This window comes from Marinomonas gallaica (genome assembly GCF_001639745.1).
GTDB lineage: Bacteria > Pseudomonadota > Gammaproteobacteria > Pseudomonadales > Marinomonadaceae > Marinomonas > Marinomonas gallaica.
The window spans coordinates 63,483-88,662 of the sequence record NZ_LTAX01000007.1; the positions used below are offsets into that span (position 1 = coordinate 63,483).

The following is a 25,180-nucleotide window of genomic DNA, read 5'->3' on the forward strand; positions in this document are numbered from 1 at the left end:
TGAGCAAGAGGGAAACGCTAAGATAATAGAGGATAGCCATGCACATGAGTAGCCTAGTTTCATTGTGTCTCTATAACTTGCACGGATTATTCAACAATTCGCCCACATTAGTTGCTAATGTATAAACTTATCTCTTAAGAAATGGAGTCGGGTATGTTTATGAAAAAAGGCTTAAGTCTGTGTGCCTCGGCGATATTGCTGACCGCTTGTGCGTCAGGATCACACGTTGTTACTGGCACCCAGCGCGCAGCGATTGATGTGGAGGTGGTAAAGGTTTATTCCGAAGCGCCCAAGACCGAATACGAGGTTGTAGGAAGCATTGAAGCTTCTAGCTCTCGTGGAATGACACAACAAGGGCGCATGGATTCGGCGATCGAGGCTTTAAAAGAAGAAGCCGCAGAAATAGGTGCGAATGGCATTATTGTTAGCAACTTCCCAAATCACAGTGGTGGTATTTCCACGCAAGTCTCGACAGGCATTTCAGGTGGTTCACGAGGTTTTTCATCTGGATTAGGGACTGGGATCACAATTCATCCTGCAGCCGTAAAAGGTACAGCCGTTTACGTTTTTGATGTAGCCGAATTACCATCTATTAAAAATCCGACTTTAACTCAATAATTCTATTTCCAAGCGCGTTAGCGTCATCCACGTCATGGGTAACTAATATAGCTGGGATGTTGGCTTCTTTTATACATTGGTCAACTAATGAACGCATTTCTTGGCGTAGCGTTTGGTCAAGTTTGCTAAACGGTTCGTCGAGTAAGAGTGCTCTAGGGTTGGATAACAGGGTTCTAAGTAATGCCAACCTAGCCTGTTGGCCGCCAGACAATTCCTGAGGTAAGCGATGACCATAACCAGGCAAGCCAATATCGTTCAGTTTCGCTTTGACGATCTGTCTGCGCTCTGTTTTAGCTACTTTTTGATCCAATGCAAACAGTAGGTTTTCTTCTACGGTCATGTGTGGAAACAATAATGGGCTCTGTTGGAGTAGACCTAAGTGACGTTGTTCGGCAGATAGGTGATCAATCCGGCTGTTTTGTAACCATACTTCGCCACGACCCGTTAACGCTTTAGGCAAAGTGCCTGACACATAGCCCAGTAAGCTGGATTTACCGATCCCGCTAGGCCCCATCAATACCAAACACTCTCCTTGGTTGACGGTTTCGCTTAAGGCGTCTATTAAGACTCCGTTTGGACTTTCAATGAATACAGACTGTAATGTCAGCATAGAGCTCTCTTTAACGTAAGGCGCCACAAGGTCCAATAGCGCGGCAACAGGGTGGCCATATAAAAGCACAGTAGTGGTAAGATCGCTTGCGCCAGTGCCAACACACTGACCCATTTTCGATTGCCTGACGAGGCTCTTGCTACCGCTTCCGTTGTGAGGGTATTAATACGGCCTTCACCTGCAATCAGTGTGGGTAAATACTGCGCCATACTAACGGAAAAACCAATGGCGAGCGCTGCCCCAATTGGCGCTTTTAATAAAGCGAGTTTAACTTGCCAGAAATTTCTTACGGGTGTTGTTCTAAGACGATTGGCTTGCTCTAAATAGCCTTGATCAAACGCCAAATAGGGAGCTTTTAAAGTCAGATAGACATAGGGCAAGGTATATAATGTGTGCAGCCCAAGCACGCTCCACCACGTGCCATTCCAGTCCAAATACAGCAATCCAACTTGGATGCCAAACAACAGCGTTATCTGTGGCAACAGAATCGCGCTAAAGACAATGATGACTGCGAGCTTTTGCTTTGGTCGAAGTCGTTCACATTCTAATAAAACCAGCGCCAAGCCAAGACTGATTATACTGCAGCAAAAGCCTAGAGAGAATGATTGAGTGCTTAATTCAATCAAATTTTGACCCGCGCGAAAGACGTTATCCAGAGTGAAGCTGCTGGGCCAGTTGTCTGGAAAGCGCCAACGACGTGTGAAGGCCCATAACGGCAAAACGAAAAGTGCCAGTATTGTTAAAGATAAAATAACCAGAGCGCCTAGCATTCCGGCAAGTGTCGCCCAGCGTAACGATGATCGGCGTTGACCTAACAAGCTCAAACGTTTTCTGAGCAAACCACAGCACCGTGCGCTTAATAACCAGATTGCAATACATACAGCAACACTGAATGCCAAGATCATGGCCGCAGCACTCGCTTGGCCGCGTAAACTTAGCGATGGATCATTAAACCAGCGCAACAAAGTAACCGCGAGAGTTGAGGGTGTGTTGGGCCCTATAATCGTCGCGACATCAACGACGGTTAGGTTAAACGCTAACACCATAAATACTGGCAAGCGCACCAGTTTGAACAGCTGTGGCAGCAGTGTGAAATGCCACGCGGTGATCGGGTCGTAACCTAATAAACGTGTGGTGAGTAAGGTTTTGTTAGGTTGCAGTTGTGATAGCGCCGCTGCCATAGCAAACACCAGATAAGGCGTTTCTTTTATGACCAAGGCAATGATAAGAGTAATGCCCTCTGGATCCTGCACTGTCAGCCAGTTTGGTGGTCTGTCAAATTGTGTCAGCCAAGGGCTGATCATGCGAACCAACCAACCTGATGGCGACAAAACAAACAGAGCGCCAATCGTAATGGCGGCGTGCGGAATGGCTAAAATGGGGGTGATGGTGCTTTGTAAGCGTTGAAACCATCGTGTTTGATAAGTGCAGACCACTAAGCTGCTAGCAAACCAGTAGGACAGCAAGGTTGCCAGTAGCCCAGTGAAAACACTTAGCTTTAAACCTGACCAAAATTCTGGCTGGTTTAAAAGCTCATGCCAGTGAACTAGGCTAAATTGTGATGAGCCTAGTGCTGGGTCAATGCCAAAACTGGGCAGTAAAACGCCCAATAGACCAAGTAAAAGAGGGAGACACAATCCCCCTATGATCACCCAATATAGCCACTGATTCGCACGATGTCCCATACAGACCTATCAATCATCATTACTGTGCATAGCGTGAACGCCACTCCGTTTCTAGCGCTTCCATCCAAGAGCTGTGCGGCTCAGGTAGGGTAGTGCCAAGCTCATCTAAGCTCAGCGTCGCAACGCCCTTAGGTAACGCATCAAAGGCGGCTTGTTGAGCCGGAGCGAGCTTCTGATAATCGAGTACCGTTAAGTCGCCCCAGACCGTCGGGTTTTGTTTATGCGCTTGCGCTTGAGGCGACAATAAAAAGTTGGCCACGACCTGTGCGCCCGCTTTAGCAGTGCTGTTATAAGGTATTGCCACGAAATGAGTATTACCAATGGTGCCAAATTTAAAGACGTACGAACGCACGGTGTCCGGTAAATTACCTTGGTCGATTTGAACCGATGCAGCGGATACATCAAAACTTAATGCTATGTCAATTTCACGGTCATCCAGTAAACGCATCATTTCTTGACTGTTGGCAGGGAATGCTGCCCCGCGTCGCCATGCCACAGGATGCAATTTATCTAAAAAACGCCAAAGAGGGGCCGTTACTTGGTCAAAATCCACTTCAGAAACCGGTTTAAGCAATAAGACAGGGTTGCTTGTCAGCTCGTGCAGTGCTTGTTTTAAAAAAGTAGACCCCAAAAACTGTGGGGGCTCTGGGTAAGTGATGCGACCAGGGTATTTTTCTGCATAAGCCAAGAGTTCGCGCATTGATCGCGGCGGCTCGTCCAACGTCGCGGTATCGTACATGAAAATAACTTGTGCCATGCCCCAAGGTGATTCCATTCCTTCCACTGGCGTACCGAAATCTTGCGATAAGCTCTGGCGGGCCTCTGGGTTTACATAGGCTGCGTAATTGGGTAAATCGTTCGAAAATGGTCCATATAGAAGCCCATTTTCTTTCATGGCGCGGAAATTTTCACCGTTGAGCCAGATCAAATCCACCGAACCATCGGAATCTTTGCCTGCGGTTTTCTCAGCTAAAACACGACTAACCGAATTGGCCGCATCATGGATACGAACATGCTTGAGCTCGACCTGATACTCACTTTCAACGTGATCGGCGACCCAATCAATGTAAGCGTTAATGTTTTCTGCACCCCCCCAAGCATTCCAATAAACAGTTTGGCCTTTGGCTTGCTCGAGCGTTTTATTCCACTCACTGTTGTCGGTTTGCGCGATTGAAAAGAGGGATGTGCTCAACCCCATCGCTAAAATACAGGCCGAATAGAGGCTATTCAGTGGCTTCATTTAAGGCTCCTTAACGGTTTATCTTAATCCTTTAGACGTACAAAAAGGTGTTTTCTTACAAGGATTTATTTTTTATTCGATAGCGCTTTAGCGTACCATGACGTCCTAAAAGTAATCATCTGATTTTGCTTTTTTCAGAGACCTGATGAAAGGATGAAAGAGTATGAGCCATCAAGTGTTTTCTCACACACTGCCCAGTGCGACGCCGGGCACTCAGAGAGTGGTCAAAGCGCATCACTTTGGTGAACTTGGATCACGTCCGAAAATATATCTTCAAGCGGGACTTCATGCAGATGAATGGCCAGGCTTTTTAGTGCTCAACACCTTAATCAAAAAACTGATAAAAGCCGATGAAAAGGGTCTAATTAAAGGGGAAATTATCATTGTGCCGGTGGCGAATCCAATTGGTCTTGGGCAAAATTTTCATGGCTATATCCCCGGACGTTTTGCTTTTTCAGACGGTGGGGGAAATTTCAACCGTAATTGGCCCCAATTGGGTGACAAGGTGGAGCGTCGAATTCACGAGCAAGTCACCGGTGATATTGATCAAAATATTGATTTAGTGCGTCAAGCAATTCGACAAGAGTTAATGGCTTTGCCTGAAAATAGTGAATTACAAGGGCTGCGTAAAACCTTATTGGCGCTGTCCATGGATGCTGATGAAGTGATTGATCTGCATTGTTCTGGCGAGGCGTGTATGCATGCTTATGTCGCGCAAGAGTTTGAAGCCTATTTCACGCCTTTATTAGGGCTAATGGGTGCCGACGTTGCCTTGTCAGAGCTTGAGACCGGCGCGCATTCTTTCGATGAAACCAATGCCAGTGTTTGGCGACATTTAAAAACGCATTATGCACATTTAATGCCTTGGGGATGCCGATCATTAACACTAGAGCTTCGTGGTGAAAACGATATATCTCGCGACTTTGCTGAACAAGATGCCAGTGCCTTAATGAAGTATTTCATTCATCGCCAAGTGGTTGAGGGGAAAGCGCCTAAGATAGACAGCCGTCAAGTCACGTTTTATCCGCTCGATGCGATGGATTTAGTCAAGGCGCCAGTAGCGGGTATCGCGTGCTTTAATAAGTCGTTAGGTGAGGCTGTTGAGGCTGGCGAAGTGATTGGTGAAGTAGTGGATTTGATGGCCGATGACGTGATGCAAAGTGCCTATCCATTGATAGCCCGAGCGGACGGAGTGTTCTTTGCTCGTTTTCAGCGACGCTTAGTCGTATGCGGTGAATCGATTGCTAAAATCGCCGGACGTGAGCATTTAGCGTTCCGCGAAATTGGTCATTTGTTTGAAGATTAAATAACGTCACAGATAGTAGGTGAACGTGAGCGAATATTCCTATACCGCAGAGCAGAATGCGGTCATACAACACGACTTAACTCGTCATGCCAAAGTGATTGCGGTGGCAGGCGCCGGAAAAAGTACAACTTTGATTGCTCGCATTACGCATTTGCTTGAGCAAGGTGTTGCCGCCGATAAAATTGGCGTGTTTATGTTTAATAAAAGCGCTCAAGAAGAATTTAATGGACGCTTGGCCAAAGCGCTTGCGCCATTTGGCTCGGCGCGTGTTCCCAATGTCATGACCTTCCATGCGTTCGGCATGCGTTTAAGCCGCCGCTTAGAGCAGCGTCAATTATTACCCGCCGCCAAGCTTGTGACCGATGAGTTCTCTTTGGTAAAACTGATTCGTGAAGCGCGTCACCGCTTAATGCGCGAAAACATCGAGTTAGAGCTGCATGATGAGCGTGATTGGTTGGAAGACTTCCTGCTATTTATTGATCAAGTGAAAGCGGCCAGTATTACAGCACAAGAAGTATTTGAAAATGGCAGTTGGTCAAAAGAGTGCCATCATTTTGTGGCACTCTATGATCAACTGGAGAGTCTGAGGAAGCAGTCTAATCTACGTTTTTTTGCTGATCTATTGGCGGACCCATTTCAATTGATTCAGTACGCCGACTCTGAGCAACAGCATTTTATTCAGACCATGGCACCAGAGTATGACTACCTTCTGATAGATGAATTTCAAGACATCAATCCTTGTCAGTACGAGTTGCTTAAAGCGCTTTATCAAGACCGCGCTCAGTGGATGATTGTCGGCGATGTACAGCAATGTATTTACGAATGGCGCGGCGCTTCGCCAGATATTATGGCACGTCAGTTTGACACTGATTTTGTGACGGTTGATACCTATCCATTAGCTTGTAGTTTTCGTTTTGGTCACAGTATCGGCATGATGGCGACCTGTGTGGTGTCACAGAATAATGTACAACAGCTCGTATTAGGACACGGAGCACAAACCGAAGTGGATTTTGCTCGTTCGGATTTGCCTGGACGAGCGCTATTAGGTGAGTTGAAAAATTGGCATGCGCAGGGCGGTGATTTAGAAAGCTGCGCTGTGTTGGTGCGACTGTATAGTGATATGGTGCCTGTGCAGTTAGCACTGATGCACAAAGCTGTACCGTATCAACTTCACGGTGATTCCCCATTACTGGAAAATCGCCAGATTCGGATGCTGATGGCGTATTTATCCGTGATGGCAGGAGGCTTGCAAGATACTTCGCTGTTTTATGATAAAGCGGATGTTGAGTACTTGGTGACCGTGCCGAATGCGACGAGTGGGGCTCAGGACCGAAACCGATTGTTGACTCAAGCAAGGCAAAGTCCTCACTTAATTCCTGAGCTTTTAGAACGCTTAGCTGATCAAACAGAGGGCTGGAAAGGCAAGAAAATCGCCGACCGAGCGGATTGGCTGCGCAGCTTGAGTTTATACAAAAATGATCCTGCCCAAGGGTTATTGCAAACCATCGATAAGTTAGGCATTTATCGTTACTTTGAACACACCAGCAGCAAAGACATTCAAACCCAAGAAAAGATCGCTACCTGCGAGTCTTTTCTGAGTTATGTGCGTGGCATGGCTAGCGATGCTGGATCGATTATCGCACAATTGGTCAAGCTTAATGAGCAGGACCAACAACACACGCATGGCGTACATCTGATGACCATACATAAGTCGAAAGGCTTGGAATTTGATCTGGTGATGATGTCTGGATTGCAGGAAGGCCGATTTCCCTATTATGACGACGATTTAAGCAGCATTGATCGTCAAGCAGCGGCTGAAATGCAAGCTGAGCGGCGTCTATTTTACGTGGCGATGACGCGCGCGCGCAAACGATTGGTATTTTTAGAAAGTCCCGCGGGTGAAGACGTTCGTCGCTTAAGCAGTGGTGGTTTGATTGGCGGGGCAGCCCGATCTGGTAGTATGAGTCGTTTTATTTATGAAGCTCAGCCAGTGCCCATACAAAAAATGAGTTTGCATTGGCATGATAAAATGCCATTAGAGTTATCGGCTGACTTAGATGACGTTCTACACACGTATCTTGCCGAGTTGGGTGATGATGCCCCCAATGTGACATTTAAACAGTCTAAAACAGCTGTAAAAGGTGCATTAAAAGCCGGAGATAAAGTGCGTCACGAACAATACGGTCAAGGGGTAATCGTACGCCAAGAAGACACAGGCAAAAAGATGATCTATGTCGACTTCGCAGAAGAAGGCTTAAAGCGCTTTAATCCCAAGCATACACGGCTAGTAAGGCTGGCCAGTCGTAATAATGAAGCATAACCGGAGTGAACATGGGTATTCCATTAATTGATTTCTCGAAACTAACCAGTCCAGACAAAGCCGTACGTGGCCATGAAATACGCTCTCTTGATACAGCATGCCGGGAAATCGGTTTCTTCTACCTTATTAACACCGACATCGACACGGCTTTGATGTCGCGAATCATGAAAGCCGCGAAACGCTTTTTTGATAAGCCATTGGATGAGAAACTTGCGATTGATATCAAAAATAGTACCAATCATCGGGGTTACGGGGCCGTTGGTGAAGAGCAGCTTGACGAACTTAATAAAGCAGACTGGAAAGAAACGTTTGATATGGCGTTGGATTTGTCAGCAGATCATCCATTGGCGCTTAAGTACCCAAAAATGTACGGTCCAAATCAAAATCCAAATGACCCAGTGGTGTTAGAAACACTGCATGATTATTACGTGACAGCGTTTAGTGTGGCACAACATGTTCTAACGGCCATGGCCGACGCTTTAAAGTTAGAATCAGACTTTTTTACACGTTGTTTCAAAGATCACGTGACCGTTTTACGAATGATTCATTACCCGCCACGTCCATCGGTTACCCATGATAATGGTGCTGGCGCTCACACTGACTACGGGTGCATTACGCTGCTTTTACAAGATGAAGTAGGTGGATTGGAAGTAAAACATCGTAACGGCGAGTGGATAAAAGCGACGCCAATGGAAGGTTCACTGGTAGTGAATATTGGTGACTTGATGCAACGTTGGACCAATGATGAGTACACATCGACGGCTCATAGAGTACGGGCGTCAGAGGCGGATATACATCGTTATTCTTTCCCTTTCTTTGTTGAACCAGATTACGAGACAAATGTTGTCTGCGTGCCGTCTTGCCAAAGTAAAGAGCGACCAGCGAAATACGATCCAATCTACAGCGGTGACTGGATTCAATCACGCTTTGATGCGACGTACGCTTATCGTGAGCAAGAGCCTGCTTAATTAGTTATTCATAAAGTTAAAAACGCACTGTTTCATTAGAAAGGTGCGTTTTTTATGAAGCTCAAACTCGCAGTACTTAATGAGCTAAGTAGCCACCGTCTACAGGATAATAACCGCCCGTAACAAAAGAAGCACCGTCTGACGCTAGCCATGCAACCATGTGCGCAACTTCTTCGGGTTGTCCTAGACGCTTCATCGCATGTTGAGACGCAAGTGCTTCAATCATCTTCTGATCTAAAGAGCCATCTACCATAGGCGTATGAATGAAAGCGGGACCAACGGCATTTACGCGAATCCCTGATTCTGCATACTCCAGCGCGGTGGACTTGGTTAGGCCGATTAGCGCGTGTTTCGTGGCGGTATAAGCAGACGCGTTGGCGAAGCCCACTTGGCCAAGGATCGATGACATGTTGATAATACTGCCGCCACTTAATTGGGTCATGTATTTCAGTGCAGCGCGTTGGCAGAACATCGCGCCATCTAAGTTGACGGCCATGACCTTGCGCCAATCTTCGTCGGTGTAGTCGCCATTGGGTTTTAGTGGGCCGCCGATGCCTGCATTATTCACTAAAATATCCAGTCGGCCAAATTCTTCTACCGTAACACGCATGGCCGCCTCAACGGAGCTGGACTCAGAAATATCGACTTCAACAGTTAATACTTGATCTTCGTAATCAGAGAGCACTTCCATAGCGGTTTGTAGCGCGTCTTCGTGTAAGTCCCAGATAGCAACGGCAGAACCAGAGCTTGCTAACAGTTTGGCACAAGCCAAGCCAATGCCAGAAGCGCCGCCAGTGACGACGGCCACCTTACCGATAAGATCGTAATGAATCATGAGTTTACTCCGTTGAGCTGTTTAAGAGATTGTAAGCTAGAGCGAATGTATGGGCACCGCACGTTACTATGATTGGCGCTTACCACAGTCCAATGTTAAGTATTTTACTCTCGTAGTGATCAATGCCAACCTTAACCATGTGTCCACTTTGGACGAGTTGCCAACCATCACCAGACAGATCTAATGGCTCTGAGCCAATCACTACGTGTTCTTCAAACTGTTTATAATATAAAGAGGGTGCGTAATCATCACTGGAGAACCGTATGGCCCACATGTTTTGGCCATCGGACAGCATACTGGTGAAACGCAGTGGCTCAGTGATCGCTTTTTCTTTCATTAATGTGAGGATCATTTGCAGTGTTTGGGTGACAGCTTGCACTGGGTCTTTATCAAGACCGTTGGCAATCATCAGTAAGAAGATAGCTTCTGAATCGGTGCTGCCACGTCGATGATTGTAAAGGTGTTCGGGTATCCATCGATCAATTTGCCAACGAACTTGCTCGTACATTCCAATTTGACCGTTGTGCATAAACAGCCAGTTATTGTAACCAAAAGGGTGGCAATTTGAGCGAGCTGTGGAGGTTCCGGTGGAGGCGCGTACGTGGGCAAAGAAGAGGCCGCTCTTAATGTGTCTTGCAAGGCTTTTTAAATTGCAGTCACTCCAAGCAGGCAAAATTTCATGGTAAAGGCCAGGTTCTTCGCGTTCATCGTACCAGCCCAAACCAAACCCATCCGCATTAACAGTCACCTCAGATTTGCGAGCACTTAAGCTTTGGTGGATCAAGGAGTGGTCTGGCTCAAACAGCCACTCTTCTAAATAAATTGGGGTGCCCTGATAGGCCATCCAACGACACATACAACCTCCGTCAAAAGTTGATTATAGTAGGGTAGATCACTAGAGCTACCCAAATAATGTACTTTCATTACACCTTAAAGTAAGCAATCTTGCTAGTCAGTTGTGAGGCAAGAGACGCTAGCTGGTCTGATCTGTGACTGATGGCGTTAATCGAATTATTCGTACGTTCCGCTATTTCTGTAATTGTATCAACATTGCGTCGTACTTCCGTTGTGACAGTAGCTTGCTGTTCGGCTGTCGCTGATATCGCGTCATTCATTGTTCGAATTTGCGAGATGGCTTGACTGATGTCAGAGAGGGTGGCACCTTCTTCACGCACTTGGCTTACCGCATTCGTTGAGCGCTCATGACTATGTTTCATGGCTTCAACGGCTTGTGCTGTACCTGTTTGCAACTGTTGTATCATCGCTTCAATTTGCTGGGTTGCATTTTGCGTGTTTTGCGCCAAATGGCGTACTTCATCGGCGACAACGGCAAAACCGCGACCTTGCTCGCCAGCTCGGGCGGCTTCGATGGCCGCGTTTAATGCCAGGAGGTTTGTCTGTTCAGCAATACCCAGAATGACATTTAAAATGTTGTTAATTTCATCTGTATTTTGTTTTAAGTCGGTGATGGTGTCGGATGAGTGACTGATTTCTTGTGCCAGTGCTTCAATGGTAGCGATAGTTGAATGAACAATACGCATGCTGTTATCCGCTGCTGACTCAGCGTTATGGGCGGCTTGGCTTGCTTCTGTTGTCGACTCAGATACATGTACAGCGGTGCTTTGAATCTCATGAATAGCATTGGATATATGAGCGGTTTCAGTTCGTTGCGTGCCTACCATTTGTGTTGATTCATCCGTGATTCGGTTTAAATCGTTTGCTGCATCGGTAAGCGCTAGGCTAGAGGTTGAAACATCTTGCATGATGTCTCTTAGTTTATCGACTAATTGGTCGAAGGCATTTTCGAGAGTGCCAATTTCATCATTTCGGTCACTTGGGTGCTCGTTTCGGACTAAGGTCCCTGATGCCATTTCCTCAGCACGTTTAACCGCTTTTTTAAGAGGGTGAACAATGCCATTAATGATCATCAAGCTTAAACCTAGGCCGATAAGAATTAAAACCGCTGCGACGCTTATATTGGTGTACAGACCTTGCTCAAGTTTCGTCGATTGGTGTGTGGCGATTTGCGTGTTGTACTCGTCAATAGTGGAGATAATGCTCTCCATACTGGTATTAATGCTGGTTAATGTGTTGTCTGCACTTCGGCGAGCCTTGTTCGCTTGCATGGTTTTAAGCTGTAGCCACCATTCATAAGTTTCAGTACTCGCATTTAAAAAATCCGCTTGTTGTGATTCGAGCACCTCAATTTGGCTGTTAAGGGAATCCAGCAGCGCGTTGGCTGGCAACGCGGCCAATGAGTTTTTAACTGATTCAAGGCTGTTTTTTAATTCTGCTGAATAGGCCTGAAAATTATCAGACGATTCTTTAATCCGTTCTACTCCGTACCCGCCGATCGTTTTCGCGATTGATACTTGGAAATACCCGCGTTCAAATTCTACGGTTTGCTTTAACAGCAATTGTCGGGTTTTTTCTAGGTCTTTTACCAGCGTCAAAGTTTGCGAGGAAACTGACTGTAAGTCTTGTGCAACGGTTTTACTGGTTAGCGCAGAGTTAATCGCCGTGATGAGAATGGCGATAGTAAAAAGCAGTACGAGCGATAAAATCTTTGTTCTTACGGATAAGTTTTTCATGGGGAGGCCTTTATAATAATGCTTTTGATGTTAGGCATCACAGTTCCAATGTGATGACGTTATCTATCCATAAATGCAAGATTAATTCCACTTTTTCTTTATTTTTCAATATCTTGGGTTTGTTTTTTGGCGCGTTGTGTTGCGAGTGGTTACTTTTCTAGTTAAAGGGGAGGTTGAAATAGAGACAAGTGGCGACAGTGCTATTGTGTTGCTTTGTCGGTATGTAATAGAGATGGAGGGCAACAGATAGAGAGGCGTTTAAGGCGGAGTAAACAGTCCACTTCCTACACAGGTAAGCAAGTGGACAGTTTTGGTAAAAATTACTGCGGATCGGATTCGATTAACACTTTTCCATCTTTAACTTCAAAAAAGAAACAGTCACGACGGTTCGTGTGGCAAGCGGGCCCTTGCTGATCCACCTGTAACAGGAGCGCATCGCCGTCACAGTCAAAAGCCATAGACACAAGGCGTTGACGATGCCCTGAGCTTTCACCTTTGCGCCAATAGGTTTGGCGAGAACGAGACCAGTAACATACTTGCCCCGTTTCTAATGACTCGCGAATGGATTTTTCGTTCATGTAAGCCAGCATTAACACTTCTTTCGTGTCATGCTGCTGTGCGATCGCCGCGATCAATCCGTCTTGATCCGTTTTTAGATTGGCCAATACGTCGTCTAAATTTAGCTCTGTGCCTTTAGGCGACATTTCAAATGCTTTTAAACTCATTTCTCTACCTTTACTTCCGAGATGGCGCCTTTACCGATGCCTTCAAAGGCGTGTACTTCAATGGTATCGCCTGGGTTTTCTTTCGCGAGTTGTTGCGCCACATGGCTCGATAATGACTCGACGGTGGAATCGCAATCGAGCATGTAGACTTGATCGCTGCGGATAATCAGTTCAAAGAGCCCTTGAGAAGCCGCATAACTGAAGTGGTGATAGCGTTGGCCATCTTCATCAATAATGCCAATCAAGTCTTCATGAGTACCTAGATAAATATCATTCCAACGGGCAGACCAATCCTGATCGAGCGTACGGTCACGTTCACCATTGCGAAAGATTTCAATCACCGAACGATGACCATGAACGATACGCTGGCAGTTACCATCGTGCTTTTTTAGACCATGGCTATATTGGTACTGAGCTTCGTTTGAATGTTCAGGGTGGAAGTGCACTGAAACGGCTTCCAACTCTGCTGGCAAAAGGTCTAGGATTTGTTCTTCAACCCATTTGGCAGCATTGTCAGCTGTGATCTCATCGACAGGCAGTTGTGCAAAGGCTTGCTCTGGTGCAGTACAGGCAAAGCGCTGGCCGTTTTGATGTTCGAATACAAATGAGCTTCGGCCATCGTCCAGAGTTTTAATAACGCTACTTTCATGGTTAGCTGGTACTGCCAGTTTGTGGTCAATGTGCGTATCAAGCCACTGCTTGATCATCTTTTTTACGATGCTAAAGTCACACACCATGCTTTCATCGTTTAGCTTCCCTGTTAGCACGATATCGGCTTGCCAGCTTTCTCCTAACACACTACGGACAGGGCAGAAGTAAGAAAGGTCGACGTGGGTTAAGTTTTTAACAAACAGCTTCAACGATACATCCTCAAAAGTTTATTGGCGGGTATGGTACTAAATGCGCTTGCGGATACCAACGCTCCCATACAAAAGATGTTAATTTAAGCACAATTGAAAAAAACTGCGCTAAGTGACTGAAAAATATAAGTAGATCGGTTGCACTTTGAATTAGGGTGCGTATAATTCGCTTCCAAGGTCAACGGCACCTTCTCTATGGTGTCTCCGCTGGTCCCCTCGCAACAATACATCGTGAATCTGGTCAGGTCCGGAAGGAAGCAGCCACAGCGATTGACTTGTGTGCCGAGGTGAGGCTGGTGGAGATGCCACCTTAATTCCCCTTTGTAAATTGAAGCATAAAGTGACAAATTTGAACCATAAGTTGTCAAATTTGCAGTATAAGCTGACATAACCTATTTTTAAGTTGTTATTTAGTTACAACTTACTGGTATCGGTTATGTACAACCGCAATTTACGTAAGCCAAGTCCAAGCAAAAATATCTACAAATTCGCGAGTAGAAAGAACCGCTCAACCATCATGTGTGAAAGTGGTCTAGAGTTTGACGCTTGTTTTCATCTTGAGTTTTCCCCTTCAGTAGTTTTCTTTGAATCTCAACCCATCGGCATTTGTAGCGGTGTAGTGAATTTGGCCACTTGATTAGATGTCATACATTCAGCTCATAAACCAAACAGGTGAGCTAATGACTAACCCAAGACGGTGTGTTTTTGCGCTTAGTCTTATCTTGTCAGTTTCATTTTTTCTCATCACACAAGCTTACAAAACTCTACGCTTTATAGCCTACTCTTAAAGGTGCTTTGTCATTATTCTAAAACTTTGGATTAGTTGTTACGGGTTGCAAGCAGATTTCTAATCTATTTTCTATAGCTGTGACGAGTGACTTAAAGATGAAGATAATGAATCGCTGGTTTATCGCTAGCTCGATGTTTGTCATGAGCTTAGTGGCGGGTGTTTGGGTGAGTTATGATTTCAATTATCAACAAATTCTTGAGAGAGAGCAGAGAGCGCTTAGTAGTGCATTAGAAGCTGAGCGATTGTTGTTCCAGGCTAAATTAGATAAGTACGCTAGCGACATCACAATTCTTCAGTCAATCCCACCGGTAAAAGCCATTATTCAAGCCAAGTCTGATTCGCAAAACTCTGAAGTCTTAACTATATGGAAGTCGCGTTTGAAATCCATATTTAAGAGTTATTTGACTGCGAATGAAATGGCTTTTCAGTTGCGTTATATCGGATTTGATGAGAATGGCAAAGAGATAGTGAACGTGAAAAAAGAAGCGGGGGTCGCCCAAGTAATTCCGGAGCGCCTACTTCAGGAAAAAAGTGGAAGGGACTACTTCTCAGAGATTCGATTGAATCAATTTTCGGGCGTATACATTTCAGATATTTCGTTAAATCGAGATTTCGATAGCATATCGATACCCTACAATCCAACCGTCAGAATCGCTGCAAAGGTGATGGCGAGTGACGGAGTACCATTTGGTTTTATTGTTATTAATGTTTCTGCGAATGCAATTTTCAAAGAATTGATTTCGAAGGTTCCTAAAAATGCGTCTTTGTACATCACCAATGATAAAGGAGAGGTGCTTTATTATCCTGATGAGTCTTTGAATTTTGCCTTTGAGCATGTTGATGTCCCTGTCTGGGATGAGCTCTATTCTGAGTCTCAAGAAATGTTTGTTTTGAATGATGGCACAAAGATCACTTCGGTCAATCCTAGTCGCTCAATTATTGCGAAAGTTAATCTCCCGCTTACCAGTGGGCTCAATTCGCTTAATATTATCTTGAAGAAAGATGTTGATGACATTCGCTTAAAAGCCATGAGTGCTACCTTTTTTAGTGTGGGTTGGGTTTTTGTGATCTTTGTTGGTCTAATATTTGTCATCTTTTCGTTTCGTAAAAGCCTTAAGGCTCAAGCTGCTTTGTCAATCGAGAAAACGGAAAAAAGCATGATTGTTGAAAGTAGCCAAGATGCAATTTTAGGTGTGTCTATCGACGGTACTATCACCGAGTGGAACAATAGTGCTACAAAAATGTTTGGGTTAAGTCGTCATGAAGTCATTGGTGAATTCACTCGGGATGTTTTCTTAACAGACTCTGTGCAAACGGAAGATGAGTATATAGTTAGCCAGTTTGTCAAAGGCTACAAGGTGAAACCCTTTGAAACGAAGCGACAAACCAAACGTAGTCAAGTATTTGATGTGTCTGTTTCGGCCTCTCCTATTTGCGATGAGCATGGCGAACTCATCGGTTTTTCGAAAATCATGCGTGATATTACTGAACAGAAGCGAGTATCGAATGAACTTGAGTTGTTAAATGCCTCTTTAGAAAAAGAGGTCCAGCAGCGCACCGTTGAACTGAACAAAAGCTACAGTTTGCAGGCCGCCATCATGGATAAAGCGGCTATTGCTATCATTGCTACTAATGCGCAAGGCTACATTACGCTTTTCAATCCTGCCGCTGAGAAACTCTTAGGATACTCGGCCGAAGAACTAATAGGTAAACAAACTCCAGGGCTGTTTCATCTTGAAAGTGAGGTGGTGGCGCGCGCTATAGAGTTATCAAATGAATTGGGGCAAAAGATTGAGCCCGGTTTTGATGTGTTTGTTGCTAAAACGTTAGCTGGGTTACGTAATGAAAGAGAGTGGACTTACGTTTCTAAGACAGGGCATAAAATCCCTGTCTATTTATCTATAACTGCACTTTACGATGAAAATGACGAGGTTTCAGGCTTTCTTGGAATGGCAACTAATATTTCCGAGTTATCGTCCAGCCGTAAGAAACTGGAGGTGCTAAAGGATTAACTGGCGAAAGCTTCTGAAATTGCTGATATCGGTATTTGGAGCTGGGATCCGAGTAATAATGACGTTTCTTGGAATCAAAAGATGTATGACGTATATGAAATCGAAAATAATAATATGCGAGTGCCTTTTAGTGACTGGGTGGCCATGGTCTCTGAAAATGATAGAGAAAGGGCGATTGAGCACTTTAAGCGTTTTACGACGGATGGGGATGAGTCATCTATCGTATTCGATATTGTTACTGCCAAGGGAAATAGGAAGACTATTCATGCCTCGGCTACCATTGAACGTGACCAGTTTGATGATTCGGTTAAACTGATAGGTATCAATAAAGACATAACAAAGCAGACGCAGTATGAAAATGCTTTGAAGGAAGCGAAAGATGCTTCCGAGCAAGCCAGTAGGACCAAGTCAGAGTTTGTTGCCAATATGAGCCATGAAATTCGTACGCCAATGAATGCCATCATTGGTCTGCTCGCCTTATTGCGTAAAACGTCATTGACTGAAAAGCAAATTGATTACGTTTCAAAATCGGATTTGGCAGCACGTTCTTTATTGCGAATTCTAAATGACATCTTGGATTTATCGAAAATCGAAGCGGGCAAGTTAGACATTGATCCGCATCCATTCAACTTACATGATTTGGCCGGCAATGTAGCATCACTCTTGAGCACGTCTATAGAAAAGAAAGAGCTTGAATTGAGGATTGACGTTGATCCGGCGTTGCCGAAATTTGTGACTTTGGACTCATATAGGTTACAACAAATCCTGATTAATCTTGCCGGTAATGCAATTAAGTTCACCACTAAAGGTTATGTGGCTATTAAGCTCAGTCTTGATAAAACTTCTGATCATATCTTGCATGTTGAAGTGGTTGATACGGGTATTGGTATCGCCAAAGACAAACACGCTTCTGTATTTGAGGCATTCAATCAAGCCGAAACGTCAACCGTCAGAGCGTTTGGTGGTACAGGGCTTGGATTGGTTATTTCTAAGACACTGGTTGAATTAATGGGTGGGGAAATTAGCCTTGAAAGTATTGAAGGCTCTGGATCAACGTTTAAATTTTATGTCCCATTTATTGATGGCTGCGATGAGTCATCTTGTTCGTCTCAGGGTCAGCAAGATTCAGATCATGTATTAACGTATGAAAAAAGACTGCAGGACGTGACGATATTATTAGTGGAAGATAATCCAATTAATCGGCTCGTAGCAAGAGAGTCTCTGGAAGCGGAAGGCGCAACAATTTTAACGGCTGAGAATGGCGAGCAAGCAGTGGCGGCAGTAAAGGAAAGTGGTGCGGTTATCGATGTTGTATTAATGGATGTTCAAATGCCGATTATGGATGGCTATACCGCGACAAAAGAAATACGTGCATTAAAGAGTTTTAGTGATATTCCAATTATTGCAATGACGGCGAACGCTTTATTATCAGATAAAAAAGCGGCTGCACAGGCAGGTATGGATGATCATATAAGTAAACCATTCGATATTGCCCAGTTGGTTAGAATAATTAGTACTTTTACTGTGCCAAATGTTTCATCAAAGGATGTCATGTATACTGACAGCAAAACTCAAGTAGAGCTAAGTGATTTTAATCACGAAGCTGCGCTGTTGAGGCTGGGTGACAACAAGGGGATTTTATGTACTGCAGCCGAGTCTTATCTGGCAGAATCTGAGACCGCGATGGGCAGCATACCGACAGTTGTGACGGATGATAATGTATCTGACGTGATGCGTGCGATACATTCGCTTAAAGGCGCTTCCTTAACGATCGGCGCAGAGCGCATAGCTGAAAAGTTGGCTGAATTAGAGGTAGACTTAAAGCGGCATAAATACGAACATTATTCTGCTAAAGTAAATGAGACTTCAGAGCTACTTGTTAGTGCTTGTAGTGCAATACGGGCCTATCTTTCGGGGCAGGCTAAAAGTGTAGAGCAAGGGCATGTTGTTCCAAAAAAGGAATCAGTGACTCGTCTTGAGATCATCGAGTTATGTAACATGTTGGCACAGTCTAATATGAAGGTACTGGATATTTGCTTGGAGCTGAAACGTAAAGATCAAGGGCCATATCATGGTGTTCTTTCGGAGATTGACGCGGATGTTCAGAACCTTGATTTTAGAAATGCACAGGCTCGTCTAGAGCGGTTTTTGATAAGTGAGTGCTAATGGATTTTTTTAACCTTAAAAATGCTGATGTTTTAGTTGTCGATGATCAACTATCGAATATTCAGCTGATGAACTTGTTGCTCAAGGATCATTACAATATTTTTATGGCTCGCTCAGGTGAAGAAGCGCTCGAAGTAATTGAGAAGCAGGCTCCAGATATTATTCTGCTCGATGTTAAGATGCCTGGAATGTCTGGCTTGGAAGTGTGCCGTTTATTAAAGCAAAATCCATTGTACGAGAATATTCCTGTCATTTTTATTACGGGCTTGGAAGATACAGACGATGAGATCGAATGTTGGAAAGCTGGGTGCGTAGACTTTGTCCGTAAACCGATAAATAACTATACGCTTATCAATCGGGTAAAGGCGCATCTGACGCTTAAATTTCAGTCTGACGCCTTGCGCCGTATCGCTCTAACGGATGGCTTAACCGGTGTGGGAAATCGACGGTCATTTGATATACAGTCTCCTGAATTGTTTAAAATGTGCTTAGATAACGCCCTGTCTTGTGCTGTTATTATGCTTGATATTGATTTTTTTAAAGGTTTTAACGATTGTTATGGCCATTTAGCTGGAGATGATTGTCTAAAACTGGTTGCTACGACCATGGAACAGCAGATACCAAAGGGGAAAGGGCAGCTTGCCCGTTATGGGGGCGAGGAGTTTGTTATGATGCTAACAGGTCTTGCTGAAGAGAAGGTCGAAGATGTTATAAAATCCATCTTGAAAAGTGTTGTCAATCTCAAAGTTCCTCATGAGCAGTCATTGTGTTCGGAGTATGTGACGGTGACCGCAGGCTGCGCTTTTGTTGGACGTGATGCAAACATGCCGCTTGAAGATGTGATTCATCAGGCGGATGGTCTGCTGTATCAAGCAAAGCAAGCAGGAAGAAACCAGTTCGCTAGTGTATCGCTGGGCAGCTAGCACATTAAGTGTTTTTTAAATAATGTGACCTTGAGGATAGTGCGGTATCTGGCTGTTATTTTTGTGTGCTTCTTTTTGTTTGTACATATTATGATCGGCGGTATGAAGTAGCTCCTCTTGTGTAGTAGGTATGTCGGGATAGTAAACCACGAGACCAATACTGATTGAAGGCGTGATGACACTACCTTTCCAGTGTAGAGGTCTATTCTCAATATGTTGTTTGAGCGCTTTTGCTCTCTCATTTGCCGCAAGTTCTGTATAGGATGAGTCTAGAACGATTAAAAACTCATCGCCGCCTACACGTGCAATAAAATCCGTTCCCTTCAGTATATTGTTGGTTAACTGTGCAATATGCTTTAGCAGTGCATCTCCCGCTTCATGGCCAAACTGGTCATTTATCTGCTTAAATTCATTGAGATCAATGTTTAGCAGGGCAAAGCCAGTATTTCTTTTTGATGGCCTCATGCGCTGTTCTAGTTGATTGAATAAATATCGTCTATTTGGGAGGTGAGTCAGCTCGTCTTTGAGTGATGCTTTATGAGCCAGTTGGTAAGCTCGATATAATAAAAATACTGAGATATAGAGAATGAGTGCGCCAGTGTAGCCAAAGAATTGTGTGATGTTGCGCTCAAGTTTGGCTAAATCAGACAGTCCTGCAGTACTTTTGACTGCAATAAGCCATTGATTATTCGGTAAGAAAACGGGTAACAGTTCGTCTGGTGACTCGAATACCTCTTCAGTCCCTAAGAATACATCCACTGCACCGCTGACGGTGGTTCGCTGTATTGCAAAATTGGCATTTTTTAAATCCCTAATATTGCTTTCCTGAAGTATGTCGGCAAAGTTAAGTACAATGCTTGTGCTTCCCCAATACTTTTGGTTGATTGGGTAATCAAGAAATATAGGGTACCTTGCGATGAGAGCTTGCCCGCCTTGAACAAGCTCAATAGGGCCGTCCAAATATACATCACCCGATTCCTTTGCTTTCATTACTGCTGCGTATTGTTCGGGCGCTGATCTGAAATCTAAGCCAATGGCGGCTTCATTTCCTTCCAAAGGGTATACGTGGCTTATGACATTGTCAGGTGCAATCCCTATGTTTCGAATATGGGTGGATTTCTGGATCAAATCCGACGCTACACTGTCCCAATTATCAGTCACGGTACTAGTGCTGACCCTTAGTACAGTCGCTAAAGATCCTGCAATATAAACATCTTCGTAGATAGCGGATTCAATTTTCGATCGAATTAACGCGGCTTCACGACGTAGATTTTGTTGCTCCTCCTGAGTAATTCGGTTTGTACTTAGCTCTGCATAAAACTGAACAACCAATACGGAGGTAACCCAAAAGGCAGCCGTGAAAACGAAAAAGGCTTTGTGGCTATGTTGTCTTATGATGCTAAGCATGTAAGTAACTTCTTTTTGTTTTGAAGTGTGATGATTGTATCTTTCAGTATGAAGTGACTTATCTATTATAATTGTGCAGTAAAAAAGAACCATTGAAGAATGGTTAAGAATGGTAACTTTTTATGTTGTTAGTAGATAGGCGAGAGTTTATCACTCATTTAGTGAATGCTTTTTAAGGCATCTATGATGGACTGTGCGATCATTTGAAAGCTGATGACGAAGAGTTCTGTCGTGCATTGACGTTAGCGAAAACAGCATTCTGTCTTCTAAACGGTGGAAACCTGATACTCTTGCTAGACTTGAATGAGGTATTTAAGTCATTTAAAGGTTTTCATTTATTAGGGGAAGGTCACTTGAAAATTGCTGTATTGGATGATTATCAAAATGTTGTAAAAGAATTAAATGTTTTTGAGTTATTAGGTGGTCATGATGTCATCGTTTTGAACCAGTCCTACTCGGAAGAATATTTAGTAAGTCAGCTGATGGATGTGGAAGCAATTGTATTAATTCGTGAACGTACAGTCATCACAGAGTCATTGTTGAAAAAGTTACCTAGCTTGAAAGTGATCAGTCAAACCGGAAAGGTGTCTAATCATATCGATGTGGCTTTATGTCAGCGTTATGGGGTTGAAGTATTAGAGGGCGTTGGTTCACCTGTTGCGCCAGCAGAGTTGTGTTGGGGATTAATAATGTCCGCTTCACGCTATATCCCGCAGTATGCCAATGCTTTACGAAGAGATCTGTGGCAAAGCTCTAATGGGCTCGGTCTGGGTCGTACCTTAAAAGGTCTATCGCTGGGTATCTGGGGTTACGGAAAAATCGGTAAGCAAATTGCGCGTTATGCGCAGGCCTTTGATATGCAGGTGTTGATTTGGGGTGGCGAGCCTTCTCGAGAGCAGGCTATAAAGGATGGTTTGTTAGCCGCTTCTTCGAAAGCAGACTTCTTTGCTGATGCTGATATTATCTCTCTTCACTTACGTTTGAGTGAGCGCTCAAGAGGGTGTGTAACAGCGGAGGATTTGGCGTTGATGAAGCAAGATGCGCTGTTGGTAAATACAAGTCGTGCCGAGTTGATTGAGCCAGGTGCGCTGTTCGATGCTTTGCGACATTCTCCCAGACGCCATGCAGCGATTGATGTGTTTGATGAGGAGCCAGCCCGATTAGTTAACGAGCCTCTATTGATGCTGGATAATGTGACGGCCACACCGCATATCGGTTATGTAGAGCATAACAGTTACGAGCTCTATTTCGGTGTGGCGTTTGAAAACTTGGTGAATTGGCAAGAGCAGAGGTAAACGTGCCAATCTATAGACTAAAGATAAATAAAGTATATTATTTATCTTTTTGTTCTATTGGCAGTTCGACGGTAACCTTCAGGCCGCCTAAGTCGCTTTGTGACGCTTCGATTGAGCCATTATGCTGTCGAATGGCATTTTCAGTAATAGCAAGCCCTAATCCGCGACCTCCACTATGAGCATCCCGTGCTGTAGAAACGCGATAGAAAGGACGGAAAATTGCTTCGCGTTCCTCCTTTGGTACGCCGTCACCATCGTCTTCAACCGTTAGCGTTAAGCGGTTCGAATCTACCTTCATATTGATCAAGATTGTTGTTTTACCGTAATAGATGGCGTTTCTAACAATGTTTTCTAGTGCGCTCATCATGAGCTGCGGGTGACACAATAATGCTCTATCTGGAATAGTATTATAAGTAAGCGACTTCTCCATTTGTTCGGCTTCGTACTGAGTGTCTTCGAGTAGCGCTTCCCATAGGCTGGCTAACGGCTGGTGCTCGCGATTCATGTGGCTGTCAATCTGCATCCGAGATAAATCGAGCAGATTGTTGATCATGGATTCTAGGCGCTGGGTTTCGGTATCGATTCGAGTGAGCTCAGGACTTTGGCCTTGTTTGCGCTGTGCTAATGAATTGGCCATACGTAAACGAGTCAAAGGAGATCGAAGCTCATGAGAGATGTCTGACAGTAAGCGCTGTTGACGTGAGATCATCTGATTAACGGCTTTGACCATTTGATTAAAGCTGGCACCTGCTTGGCGGAACTCTGAGGTGCCTTTCTCTAGGCTCGGGTCGATGTCAAACTCACCTCGGGCAACACGTTTCGCGGCACGTTCTAAGCGACGAGCAGGTTGGCTTAATGCCCACGCCAGCCATAATAGTAAAGGTGTGCTGATGAGCATGGTGGCTAGCAACAGTTGAAATGGATGATCGAACAGTTGAATTAAAAAGCTTGGAGGGCGGCTCCATTTGACACCAACATACAAATAGTAATCCGTTTGTGCGAGTCGAATTGGAATGGGGCCAGATAGCATGTAGCGACCATACAATTTTTGCTGCGGAATATTTACGTTTTCAATGTTCGTCACTAGATTTCGGACTGCGCGCTCTTCGGGGGTTGGCCGGCCTTGTAGCGATAAAATGTTGCCATCTGCATCGGTAATAAAAAAATCAAAACCGGAATCGCGGCGTTTGTTAGAATTGTGGCGATCATCATGTTCGTTATTGCGACGATTGCTTGAAAGTTGTGAGACGATGGATTCGATAGAGCTTTGATCGGCAAAGTGTCGCTGGATGTTGTCACGCGCTTGAAGTAAACGTTGATAATAGGGGGCAGGTATATCGCTTACTTTTCTTGGATCAAAGTGCGGTAATGAAAGTACCGCCATTAATACTAGAAACATGGTGAACCAAAAGATGGCGAAGATACGGCCATACAAACTGGTTATTTTTGGTAAGCGCATCATTCACCGCCTTCTGTTAAGAGATAGCCTCGACCTCTAAGTGTTTTAATGCGTGCTTTGCCGTTGTTCCAATCTGGTAGCTTTTTTCGAAGATTCGACACATGCATGTCTACAGCACGATCAAATGGAGCAAGGCGTTTTCCAAGTACATCGAGGCTTAGTGTTTCTTTGGTAAGAATTTGGCCGGGATGTAAAATGAAATGATGTAGCAGTGCGAATTCGGTGCTGGTCAGCTCCAATAGGGTGTCGCTACAGTAAGCCTCGACCTTGCCTGGGTAAAGCTTGATGTCGAAGTATTCTACCGCTGCAGGCGAGGATGGCTCTTGTTGATGAGTTTGTGAACGCCTTAAGATAGCCCGTATTCTGGCAAGTAATTCACGTTCACTAAAAGGCTTAGATAAATAGTCATCTGCACCCAATTCAAGACCGACTACACGATCAATTTCTTCTCCTTTGGCTGTCAACATCAACACTGGCGTGCCTGAAGTTTCACGAAGTCGCTTTAGCGTATCGATACCATTTAATTTTGGCATCATGACATCCAGTAAAATGATATCAATTTTACTGGATAGCATTTCTAAGCCTTCTTCACCGTTGCTGGCGACTGAAACGGTGAAGTTTTCATACGTTAGAACTTCAGACAGCAGTTCTGTTAATTCGGTGTCGTCATCGATAAGAAGAATGTTGGCCATGCGTGATTATTGTTAACCCATTAATACGGTTTAGATCTAGTTAGTTTACTGATAAATATAAACAAGCGTCATGTCTTTACGATCTTTTACGTTGTGCGGACGTTGCTTTACCTTGAAGAACTTATTCTAGATTCATGTGCTGTGAAGACAGCCTTATACACAGTATCTTATTGAAGGAAAAGAAATTATGAATATCCGTAAAAAAATGATGGTTGTAGGTTTGGCGCTTCCTTTAATGCTTGGTACGGCCAGCGCATTTGCTGGCGGTAAAAATCATGATAAAGAAGGGCGCGAACATTGTGGGTCTGATGCTCACCTTATGCAGAAACTCGATTTAAGTGATAAACAGCAAGCTCAAATGAAAGCATTGCGCATGTCAGTTCATAAAAACATGAAAGCTCGTCATGAATCAAAAGAAGGTGTTCGATCATCACATCGTCAAGCTGCAGATGAGTTGGTCATGGCGGATAAGTTTGATAAAAAAGCGGCCGAGAAGTTTGCTCAAAGTATGGCGGATCAGCAAGCTAGAATGATGGTGCAGCGCATGATGCATCAACATGAGATGTTTGGTGTGCTAACACCTGAGCAAAAAGAGCAATTTACAGCATTGAAAAAAGAAGCATCAGAGGCCTGTAAAAGTGACAAGCCTCGTCATGGTAAAAAACACGATTAATAGCA

The 25,180-nt window shown here is 44.4% G+C and carries 20 protein-coding genes and 1 other RNA gene; 10 read left to right on the forward strand and 11 right to left on the reverse strand.

The features are described from left to right. The first annotated feature begins 153 nt into the window (after positions 1 to 153). Positions 154 to 618, forward strand: coding sequence for a hypothetical protein (locus AYW76_RS08655; protein WP_067218574.1), 465 nt, complete (start codon positions 154 to 156; stop codon positions 616 to 618). On the opposite strand, the gene AYW76_RS08660 is transcribed toward AYW76_RS08655, so the two are convergent. Genes AYW76_RS08660 through AYW76_RS08670 form a run of 3 tightly spaced genes read right to left on the reverse strand, consistent with a single transcriptional unit; the run spans position 593 to position 4,153 of the window. Continuing rightward, positions 593 to 1,228 (reverse strand): ATP-binding cassette domain-containing protein, encoded by a 636-nt coding sequence (locus AYW76_RS08660; protein WP_067218578.1) that lies wholly within the window; start codon positions 1,226 to 1,228, stop codon positions 593 to 595. The genes AYW76_RS08655 and AYW76_RS08660 overlap by 26 nt on opposite strands. Next, positions 1,222 to 2,913 (reverse strand): ABC transporter permease, encoded by a 1,692-nt coding sequence (locus AYW76_RS08665; protein ID WP_067218582.1) that lies wholly within the window; start codon positions 2,911 to 2,913, stop codon positions 1,222 to 1,224. The genes AYW76_RS08660 and AYW76_RS08665 overlap by 7 nt, the downstream gene beginning before the upstream one ends. 19 nt (positions 2,914 to 2,932) lie before the next feature. Then, positions 2,933 to 4,153 (reverse strand): ABC transporter substrate-binding protein, encoded by a 1,221-nt coding sequence (locus AYW76_RS08670; RefSeq protein ID WP_067218586.1) that lies wholly within the window; start codon positions 4,151 to 4,153, stop codon positions 2,933 to 2,935. Between the two features lie 163 nt (positions 4,154 to 4,316). On the opposite strand from AYW76_RS08670, the gene AYW76_RS08675 reads away from it, so the two are divergent. The 3 genes from AYW76_RS08675 to AYW76_RS08685 are packed head-to-tail and all read left to right on the forward strand — an operon-like array spanning position 4,317 to position 8,747. Next, positions 4,317 to 5,459: a succinylglutamate desuccinylase/aspartoacylase family protein gene (locus AYW76_RS08675; RefSeq protein ID WP_067218589.1), complete on the forward strand. Its 1,143-nt coding sequence runs from the start codon at positions 4,317 to 4,319 to the stop codon at positions 5,457 to 5,459. A 25-nt stretch (positions 5,460 to 5,484) separates the two neighbouring features. Continuing rightward, complete coding sequence (locus AYW76_RS08680; RefSeq protein ID WP_231872577.1) at positions 5,485 to 7,779, forward strand: ATP-dependent helicase; 2,295 nt, start codon at positions 5,485 to 5,487, stop codon at positions 7,777 to 7,779. An 11-nt stretch (positions 7,780 to 7,790) separates the two neighbouring features. Then, positions 7,791 to 8,747 carry an isopenicillin N synthase family dioxygenase gene (locus AYW76_RS08685; RefSeq protein WP_067218596.1) on the forward strand — a complete coding sequence of 319 codons (957 nt, stop codon included), beginning with the start codon at positions 7,791 to 7,793 and terminating at the stop codon, positions 8,745 to 8,747. 76 nt (positions 8,748 to 8,823) lie between these two features. On the opposite strand, the gene AYW76_RS08690 is transcribed toward AYW76_RS08685, so the two are convergent. From AYW76_RS08690 to AYW76_RS08710, 5 genes are all read right to left on the reverse strand, one after another. Next, positions 8,824 to 9,582, reverse strand: a complete 759-nt coding sequence (locus AYW76_RS08690; protein WP_067218600.1) for an SDR family NAD(P)-dependent oxidoreductase — start codon at positions 9,580 to 9,582, stop codon at positions 8,824 to 8,826. Positions 9,583 to 9,661: 79 nt separating this feature from the next. Further along, positions 9,662 to 10,438 (reverse strand): class II glutamine amidotransferase, encoded by a 777-nt coding sequence (locus tag AYW76_RS08695; RefSeq protein ID WP_067218604.1) that lies wholly within the window; start codon positions 10,436 to 10,438, stop codon positions 9,662 to 9,664. A gap of 67 nt (positions 10,439 to 10,505) precedes the next feature. After that, complete coding sequence (locus tag AYW76_RS08700) at positions 10,506 to 12,173, reverse strand: methyl-accepting chemotaxis protein (protein WP_067218609.1); 1,668 nt, start codon at positions 12,171 to 12,173, stop codon at positions 10,506 to 10,508. A 320-nt stretch (positions 12,174 to 12,493) separates the two neighbouring features. After that, positions 12,494 to 12,898 (reverse strand): phosphoribosyl-AMP cyclohydrolase, encoded by a 405-nt coding sequence (gene hisI / locus AYW76_RS08705; protein WP_067033802.1) that lies wholly within the window; start codon positions 12,896 to 12,898, stop codon positions 12,494 to 12,496. Then, complete coding sequence (locus AYW76_RS08710; protein WP_067218612.1) at positions 12,895 to 13,758, reverse strand: 6-carboxytetrahydropterin synthase; 864 nt, start codon at positions 13,756 to 13,758, stop codon at positions 12,895 to 12,897. Before AYW76_RS08710 ends, hisI begins: the two co-directional genes overlap by 4 nt. A 205-nt stretch (positions 13,759 to 13,963) precedes the next feature. Between AYW76_RS08710 and ffs the strand changes: the two genes are divergently transcribed. The 4 genes from ffs (at position 13,964) to AYW76_RS08730 (ending at position 19,649) form a co-directional block, all read left to right on the forward strand. Further along, an RNA gene (gene ffs / locus AYW76_RS08715) (signal recognition particle sRNA small type) lies at positions 13,964 to 14,060 on the forward strand. 592 nt (positions 14,061 to 14,652) lie between these two features. Next, positions 14,653 to 16,560 carry a PAS domain-containing protein gene (locus tag AYW76_RS08720; protein ID WP_067218616.1) on the forward strand — a complete coding sequence of 636 codons (1,908 nt, stop codon included), beginning with the start codon at positions 14,653 to 14,655 and terminating at the stop codon, positions 16,558 to 16,560. 33 nt (positions 16,561 to 16,593) lie between these two features. Then, a complete protein-coding gene (locus AYW76_RS08725) occupies positions 16,594 to 18,726 on the forward strand; it encodes a response regulator (protein WP_269448098.1) in 2,133 nt (710 codons plus the stop codon). Further along, on the forward strand, positions 18,726 to 19,649 hold the full coding sequence (locus AYW76_RS08730; RefSeq protein ID WP_067218623.1) for a diguanylate cyclase domain-containing protein: 924 nt from the start codon (positions 18,726 to 18,728) through the stop codon (positions 19,647 to 19,649). Before AYW76_RS08725 ends, AYW76_RS08730 begins: the two co-directional genes overlap by 1 nt. A 15-nt stretch (positions 19,650 to 19,664) precedes the next feature. Here AYW76_RS08730 and AYW76_RS08735 read toward each other — a convergent pair whose 3' ends face one another. After that, entirely contained in the window at positions 19,665 to 21,056 is a 1,392-nt protein-coding gene (locus tag AYW76_RS08735; protein WP_197467793.1) for a diguanylate cyclase domain-containing protein, read from the reverse strand. 203 nt (positions 21,057 to 21,259) lie between these two features. Between AYW76_RS08735 and AYW76_RS08740 the strand changes: the two genes are divergently transcribed. Next, positions 21,260 to 22,351 carry a D-2-hydroxyacid dehydrogenase family protein gene (locus AYW76_RS08740; protein ID WP_331709444.1) on the forward strand — a complete coding sequence of 364 codons (1,092 nt, stop codon included), beginning with the start codon at positions 21,260 to 21,262 and terminating at the stop codon, positions 22,349 to 22,351. A 37-nt stretch (positions 22,352 to 22,388) separates the two neighbouring features. On the opposite strand, the gene cpxA is transcribed toward AYW76_RS08740, so the two are convergent. After that, positions 22,389 to 23,813: an envelope stress sensor histidine kinase CpxA gene (gene cpxA / locus AYW76_RS08745; protein ID WP_231872578.1), complete on the reverse strand. Its 1,425-nt coding sequence runs from the start codon at positions 23,811 to 23,813 to the stop codon at positions 22,389 to 22,391. Then, on the reverse strand, positions 23,810 to 24,502 hold the full coding sequence (locus tag AYW76_RS08750) for a response regulator (RefSeq protein ID WP_067218630.1): 693 nt from the start codon (positions 24,500 to 24,502) through the stop codon (positions 23,810 to 23,812). Before AYW76_RS08750 ends, cpxA begins: the two co-directional genes overlap by 4 nt. A gap of 187 nt (positions 24,503 to 24,689) precedes the next feature. On the opposite strand from AYW76_RS08750, the gene AYW76_RS08755 reads away from it, so the two are divergent. Continuing rightward, positions 24,690 to 25,175 (forward strand): Spy/CpxP family protein refolding chaperone, encoded by a 486-nt coding sequence (locus tag AYW76_RS08755; protein ID WP_067218632.1) that lies wholly within the window; start codon positions 24,690 to 24,692, stop codon positions 25,173 to 25,175. The last annotated feature ends 5 nt before the right edge of the window (positions 25,176 to 25,180 follow it).